The 6,570-nt window shown below is 73.4% G+C and carries 7 protein-coding genes and 1 pseudogene; 6 read left to right on the plus strand and 2 right to left on the minus strand.

All coding sequences use genetic code 11. The annotated features are described in order from the left end of the window. The 5 genes and pseudogenes from G3I53_RS21385 to G3I53_RS21405 all read left to right on the plus strand — a co-directional run. Positions 1 to 303, plus strand: a pseudogene (locus tag G3I53_RS21385) (hypothetical protein); the annotation flags it as partial. Between the two features lie 241 nt (positions 304 to 544). Beyond that, a complete protein-coding gene (locus tag G3I53_RS21390; protein ID WP_164336171.1) occupies positions 545 to 1,729 on the plus strand; it encodes a S1 family peptidase in 1,185 nt (394 codons plus the stop codon). Between the two features lie 188 nt (positions 1,730 to 1,917). After that, positions 1,918 to 3,240 carry a lipase family protein gene (locus tag G3I53_RS21395; RefSeq protein ID WP_164336173.1) on the plus strand — a complete coding sequence of 441 codons (1,323 nt, stop codon included), beginning with the start codon at positions 1,918 to 1,920 and terminating at the stop codon, positions 3,238 to 3,240. 348 nt (positions 3,241 to 3,588) lie between these two features. Further along, complete coding sequence (mgrA, locus tag G3I53_RS21400; RefSeq protein ID WP_164336175.1) at positions 3,589 to 4,632, plus strand: L-glyceraldehyde 3-phosphate reductase; 1,044 nt, start codon at positions 3,589 to 3,591, stop codon at positions 4,630 to 4,632. 84 nt (positions 4,633 to 4,716) lie between these two features. After that, a complete protein-coding gene (locus G3I53_RS21405; protein WP_164336176.1) occupies positions 4,717 to 5,199 on the plus strand; it encodes an MSMEG_6728 family protein in 483 nt (160 codons plus the stop codon). A gap of 50 nt (positions 5,200 to 5,249) precedes the next feature. Here G3I53_RS21405 and G3I53_RS21410 read toward each other — a convergent pair whose 3' ends face one another. Next, on the minus strand, positions 5,250 to 5,837 hold the full coding sequence (locus tag G3I53_RS21410) for a rhodanese-like domain-containing protein (RefSeq protein WP_164438668.1): 588 nt from the start codon (positions 5,835 to 5,837) through the stop codon (positions 5,250 to 5,252). An 81-nt stretch (positions 5,838 to 5,918) separates the two neighbouring features. On the opposite strand from G3I53_RS21410, the gene G3I53_RS21415 reads away from it, so the two are divergent. Continuing rightward, positions 5,919 to 6,206 carry a metal-sensitive transcriptional regulator gene (locus G3I53_RS21415; RefSeq protein WP_164337130.1) on the plus strand — a complete coding sequence of 96 codons (288 nt, stop codon included), beginning with the start codon at positions 5,919 to 5,921 and terminating at the stop codon, positions 6,204 to 6,206. 29 nt (positions 6,207 to 6,235) lie between these two features. Here G3I53_RS21415 and G3I53_RS21420 read toward each other — a convergent pair. After that, positions 6,236 to 6,570: TSUP family transporter (locus G3I53_RS21420; RefSeq protein ID WP_164337132.1), on the minus strand; the 335-nt coding region annotated here is incomplete at its 5' end.

Genomic DNA, 6,570 nt, shown 5'->3' on the forward strand with positions numbered 1-6,570 from the left:
GCCGAGGCCGCCGAGCAGCGGCTCGCCGAGCGCCGGGACGAGCGGGCGGAGGCGGAGGCGGCGCTGCGGACGGCACGCGAGCAGGCGCGGGCGGCCGAGGAAGAGGTGTCGCAGGCGGAGCAGGAACGCGAGCGGGCCGAGGAGCGACTGCGGTCCGCCCGGGAGGAGAAGGAGCGGGCGGAACGGCTCCGGCGGGAGGCGGAGGACCGGGACCGGTCGGCCGCGGACGCGCTGACCCGGGCCGAACGGGCGGCGAAGGAGGCCGCGCGCGAGGCGAAGCGGCTGTCCCCGCGCAAGCGTTGACCGCGCTCCGCGCGCAGCACCCCTCTCCCCCTCCGGCCCGTCGACATCCACCATCGAGTGACGTCACCTGCTCCCGCGCCCGGTTGAGGCGCCCACACCGATCAGGCGTCCCTTTTCCTCTGTCGTTGGCATAGACCTGTCACCCCGCCATGGCTATGCTCGGCCACGACTCCACGTGAGAGCGCTCTCAGTTGGCGGTTGTTCCACCCCCACCTTGCTGGAACGACGAAGGGCACCTTCCATGAGACGCACCGGACTCACGCATGTCGGCGTGGCCGCCCTCCTCATGATCGGCAGTTGGACCGCGGCCGGCACACTGCCCGCCGCGGCGAGCGACACCGGCACCGCCGCCTCGGCCACCACCTCCTCCCCCACCGGCTCCGAGTCCGCCTCGGCGGGTCTCCTGGACGCCATGCAGCGCGACTTCGGGCTGACGCGCACCGAGGCCGAGGCACAGCTGACGGCAGAGCGCCGGGCCGCCGATGCCGTACCGGAGGCGCGCGAGGCGGCCGGATCCGCCTACGGCGGCGCCTGGTTCGACGGCCGGAGCCGGAAACTGACCGTCGCCGTCACCGCGGAGGCCGGCGCCTCGACGGTCGAGGCGGTCCGGTCCACGGGCGCCGCCGTCCGCACCGTCGAGCACAGCGCGCGGGCGCTGGACGCCGCCAAGTCCCGCATCGACCGGCTGGACGCACCGGCGGGCGTCAGCAGCTGGTCGGTCGACCCGGCCGCCAACACGGTGGTCGTGAACGTCGTGGGCGCGCGGAAGGCCGACAACGATGTCCGGAGCTTCGTGGCGAAGGCGCGTGAGGCCGGCCCGGTCACCGTGCGGACCGTCCGGGCGGCGGCGGAGACCTTCGCCGCCGGCACGGTGGGCGGCGACCCGTACTACACGGGCAACGTCCGCTGCTCCATCGGCTTCTCGGTGCACGGGGGCTTCGTCACCGCCGGGCACTGCGGGGGCGCGGGCGCGGCGGTGCGGGGCTGGGACGGTTCGCACATCGGCACCTTCCAGGGCTCCTCGTTCCCCGGCAACGACTACGCGTGGGTGAGCGTGGGCAGCGGCTGGTGGACCGTACCGGTCGTGCTCGGCTGGGGCACGGTGCCGGACCAGTTGGTGCGCGGCTCCGCCGAGGCGCCCGTCGGGGCCTCCGTCTGCCGCTCCGGCTCGACGACCCGCTGGCACTGCGGGCGGGTGCTGGCCAAGAACGAGACCGTCAACTACAGCCAGGGGGCGGTGCATCAGATGACGAAGACGAGCGTCTGCGCCGAACCCGGCGACTCGGGCGGGTCGTTCATCAGCGGTGACCAGGCACAGGGCGTCACCTCCGGCGGCTGGGGCAACTGCTCGGGCGGCGGCGAGACCTGGTTCCAGCCGGTCAACGAGATCCTCAACCGTTACGGGCTGACCCTGCACACGGCCTGACCGGACACCGACGACGGACGGGCCCCGCCGGGCGGACCGGTGGGGCCCGTTCCCGCACGCATCGGGAGGCACGCGGGAGTTACTGGGGAGTAAGTGTTACCGGTCCGTAACTCAACCAAGTGTTACCGCCGGTAAGTAACCGGTGCTAGTTTCCGGTTCACCTTCTGCAGCAGAGCGAGGAGTGAGCCGTGAGCCGTCTCAGCAGGGTGCTGACCACCGTCGTCGCGACGACCGCCTGTGCCTGTGTGACCGCACCGCCCGCCGCCGCGAGCGAGCCCGTGGTGTCCCGCGGCGTGACCATCCCCGCCTTCTACGCCCCGCCGGCCGAGCTGCCCGCGGGCAACGGCGCGCTGATCCGGCACGAACCGCTGCGGCTCGGGCTGAGCCTGCCCGGACTGGACGGCCGCCGCCTGCCGGGCACGGCGACCCGGCTGATGTACACCTCCACCGACTCGAACGGGCAACGGGTCGCGGTGACCGGCGCCTACATCGAGCCCTCGGCGCGCTGGAAGGGCGGCGGACCACGCCCGCTGGTCGTCGTGGGGTCCGGGACCATGGGCCAGGGCGACCAGTGCGCACCCTCGCTGGCCCTGGAGCGGCCCCTGACGCTGACCGGGGAGACGGTGTCGGTCGGGTACGACAACCTGGCCGTCTACCGGCTGCTCGCCACCGGCGCCGCCGTCGTCGTGACGGACTACGCGGGTCTGGGGACGACGGACCGGCTGCACACCTACGTGAACCGGCTCGACCAGGGGCACGCCATACTGGACGCGGCCCGCGCCGCGCGATCGGTCCCCGGGGCGTCCGTCACCGCCGCCTCGCGCGTGGGCCTGTACGGCTACAGCCAGGGCGGCGGGGCCAGCGCCTCCGCGGCCGAGCTGCACGGCACGTACGCCCCCGAGATCCCGCTCGTGGGCACCTACAGCGGTGCCCCGCCGGCCGACCTCACGTCCGTCATGAAGGGTGTCGACGGCAGTGCGCTGGCCGCCGCGCTGGGCTGGTCCATCAACGGTTTCGCCCAGGCCGAGCCCGACCTGAAGCAGGTCGTCGACGAGCACATCAACACCAAGGGGCGGGCCGCCCTCGACGACATCGCCACCACCTGCGTCGGGGACGCGATCCTGCGGCACGGATTCACCAAGAGCACCAAGTGGACCCGCAGCGGTGCCTCCATCGCCCGGGTCATCGCCGACGAGCCCCGCGCCCGGGCCGTCCTCGACAAGCAGCGCATCGGCACGCTGAAGCCGACCGGCCCGGTCCGCGTCGTCACCGGTGTGCAGGACGACATCGTGCCGCACGCCCAGGCCCGCCAACTGGCCGTGGACTGGTGCCGCAAGGGCGCCGACGTGATCTACAAGGCCGTCGCGCTGCCCAACCTCGGGGACAAACTGCTCACCAACCACCTGGTGCCGCTGCTCACCGACCAGAGCGACGCGGTGTCCTGGCTGACGGACCGGCTCGAAGGACGCCCGGTGCAGTCGAACTGCCGGACCATGCCGTTCCAGCGCTGAGCGGCCGCACACGACGAGCCCCGCACCCGGATTCCGGGTGCGGGGCTCGGTTCGGAGCGCTGGGCAGGCCTTGCACCTGCATCTCCCCGCAGGAAGCGGGGCGTCTTTCCTTGGACCACCAACGCACGTCCTGGCTCCGGCAGTTCGGCGCCACGACCTGCGTAGAGCTTAGCGGGGACGGCGCGCGCCGTCACATCGGCCCCGTGACCCGCCGGCCGATTCAGAAGCGGCGTCGCTCAATCCCATGGAAGACACCGGTTGGACTTCGCGATCGGGCGGGGGCAGGGTGGACGGGGATCTTCACGATCCACCTGGGACAACCGCACCTCGCCTCACCCCGGAGACCCGATGAACCACGTCATCAGCCCCGAGCGCTACGACGGCACCATGCGCTACCGGCGCACCGGCCGCTCCGGACTCGACCTTCCGCTGCTGTCCCTGGGCTACTGGCACAACTTCGGCGACGACCGGCCCTTCGAGACGCAGCGCGCGATCTCCCTGCGCGCCTTCGACCTCGGTATCACCCATCACGACCTGGCGAACAACTACGGCCCGCCCTACGGTGCGGCGGAGATCAACTTCGGCCGGCTGATGAAGCAGGACCTCGCCCCCTACCGGGACGAGCTGGTGATCTCCACCAAGGCCGGCTGGGACATGTGGCCCGGCCCCTACGGGCAGGGCGGCGGCTCCCGCAAGTACCTCCTGGCCTCCCTGGACCAGTCCCTGAAGCGGATGGGGCTGGAGTACGTGGACATCTTCTACTCGCACCGGCTCGACGCCACCACTCCCCTCGAGGAGACCATGGGCGCGCTCGACACCGCGGTCCGCCAAGGCAAGGCGCTCTACGTCGGCATCTCCTCCTACGACGCCGAGCGCACCCGGCAGGCGGCCGCCATCCTCCGCGACCTGGGGACGCCGCTGCTGATCCACCAGCCGTCGTACAACATGCTCAACCGGTGGATCGAGACGGACGGCCTGCTGGACGTGGCCCAGGAGGAGGGCTTCGGCGTCATCGGCTTCACCGCGCTCGCCCAGGGCATGCTGACCGGGCGCTACCTCGACGGCGTGCCGGAGGACTCGCGCGCGGCGGCGGGCACCTCCTTCGACGCCGGGTGGCTCACCGACGACATGCTGCGCCGGCTGCGCGCCCTGAACGACATCGCGGCCCGCCGCGGCCAGACCCTCGCCCAGATGGCGCTGGCCTGGGCCCTGCGGGACACGCGGGTCACCTCGCTCGTCATCGGCGCCTCCCGCACCGAGCAGCTGGAGCAGAACGTGGCCGCGCTGGAGAACCCCGGTTTCAGCGACGAGGAGCTGGCCGAGATCGACGCGTACGCCACCGACGGCGGCGTCGACCTGTGGCGCGAGGCCCGGCTCGGCAACCTCGGCTGAGCCGGGTGTGCCCCGCCGCGGGCGGGGAACGCGGTGCGTGCGCCGCGCATCCGCCGGCGGTGACCCCGCTCCCCGGACGGCCTCATGCAGACCTTCCTGCCCTACCCGGACTTCGACGCGTCGGCACTGGTGCTGGACCGGCGCCGGCTCGGCAAGCAGCGGGTCGAGGCGCTCCAGGTGCTGCGCGGCCTGACCGTCCCCGGCTACGGCTGGCGCCGCCATCCCGCGGTCCGCATGTGGACCGGGTACGAGGAGGCCCTGGTGCGGTACGGCCTGGAGATCTGCCGGGTGTGGCGGGACCGGGGGCACCAGGACAGCTGCGCCGCCAAGCTGGTGGCGGAGCTCGCCGCCGTCCGTCCGGGCGAGCCGGTGCGGGAGCAGCCGGAGCTGGCCGAGGCCGGGGAGCTGCCGCCCTGGCTGGGGAATCCGGGCCTGCACCGCAGCCACCGTTCGGCCCTGGTCCGCAAGGACCCCGAGGTGTACGCGGACGTCTTCCCCGGGGAGCCGGACGACCTCCCGTACCTGTGGCCGGCGTCCGACCGCGATCCCGAGGCCGTCACCGGCTGACGGGTGCGGCGGCCCCGGGGGCGGCCGCACCCCCGCCCCCGGCCCCCGGCTCAGCGCTCGCGCAGCGCGGTCAGGGTCGCGTCCAGGTCGGCCGCGCGGGGGCGGTTGTGGGGCAGCCTGGCCAGCACGGCGGCCATGCCGCAGGTGTTGGTGACCGCCGAGAAGACCAGTCCGGCGGCGATCCCGGCGGACAGGAACCGGAAGGCGGGGTGCACCAGCAGGTCCAGGACCAGGCCCAGCAGGACCAGGGTGCCCGCGGCGAGGCGGACCTGGCGTTCCATGGCCCACTTGGAGCGGGTGGCGCAGGCGGCCGGCCGGTCCAGCGCGTGCCCCTCCTCGGACCAGGCGGCGGTGCCGCCGGTGAGGGTGGCGGCGGTGATGCCGTGTCCGGCGAGCCGGGCGGCGGCGTCCGCGGAGCGCCGGCCGGACGCGCAGACGACCAGGAGGTCACCGCGGCCGGCCGCGTCCCGCAGCTCGGGCAGGGCGCGCCGGAGCTGGTCCAGGGGGACGTTCAGCGCGCCGGGCAGGTGGCCGGAGGCGTACTCGCCGGGCGTGCGGACATCGATGACGGTGAACTCGTGCAGCCGGGTGCGGGCCTGGTCGGTGCCGAGGGCGACGGGGGTCACGGGGGCGGTCATGGCAGAGCTGGTCCTAACTGGTCGACGGCGTCCCGAAGCGGGACGTACCATACCCCGAGGGGTATGTATGGAGGAGTGGTTGTGGAGCTGGAACTCGAAGGTGCGAGTCTGAAGGCCGTGCTGAACCGGCTGCGCCGGGCCCAGGGCCAGATCTCCGGGGTGATCCGGATGATCGAGGAGGGGCGTGACTGCGAGGAGGTCGTGATGCAGCTGGCCGCCGCGTCGCGGGCGCTGGACCGGGCGGGCTTCGCGATCATCGCCACCGGCCTCCAGCAGTGCGTGGCCGACATCGAGTCGGGCCGCGGCAACGGGGAGGACGCGGAGGAGATGCGGGCCCGCCTGGAGAAGCTCTTCCTGTCCCTGGCCTGATCCGGGCGGTGTGGTCGTCCGCGGGCGCATCACACCACCGCGTCGATCAGCATCAGCGCGGCGACCGCCAGCAGCAGTACGGCGAACACGCGCCGCAGCACGTCCCCGGAGACCCGGGCCGCCAGCCGCTTGCCGTCCCAGGCACCGAGGACCGCCGCCGCGACGAAGGGGCCGACGACCGCCCAGTCCAGCGTGTCCATGGTGCCGGCCCGCAGACCGAGCGCGGCGAGGCCGTTGACGGTGAGGACGACCAGGCCGGTGCCCACGGCCACGCGCATGCGCAGGCCGAGCACGCCGGTCAGCGCGGGGACGGCGAGGAAGCCGCCGCCGACCCCGAGGACCCCGGTGACCGCGCCGATCCCGG

The sequence above is a fragment of the Streptomyces sp. SID14436 genome (assembly GCF_010548465.1).
In the GTDB taxonomy this organism is placed as follows: Bacteria; Actinomycetota; Actinomycetes; order Streptomycetales; family Streptomycetaceae; genus Streptomyces.

Coding starts and splice junctions, on each gene's coding strand:
- G3I53_RS21390 (WP_164336171.1), top strand. CDS start 545: ATGAGACGCACCGGACTCACGCATGTCGGCGTGGCCGCCCTCCTCATG.
- mgrA (WP_164336175.1), top strand. CDS start 3,589: ATGAACCACGTCATCAGCCCCGAGCGCTACGACGGCACCATGCGCTAC.
- G3I53_RS21405 (WP_164336176.1), top strand. CDS start 4,717: ATGCAGACCTTCCTGCCCTACCCGGACTTCGACGCGTCGGCACTGGTG.
- G3I53_RS21410 (WP_164438668.1), bottom strand. CDS start 5,837: ATGACCGCCCCCGTGACCCCCGTCGCCCTCGGCACCGACCAGGCCCGC.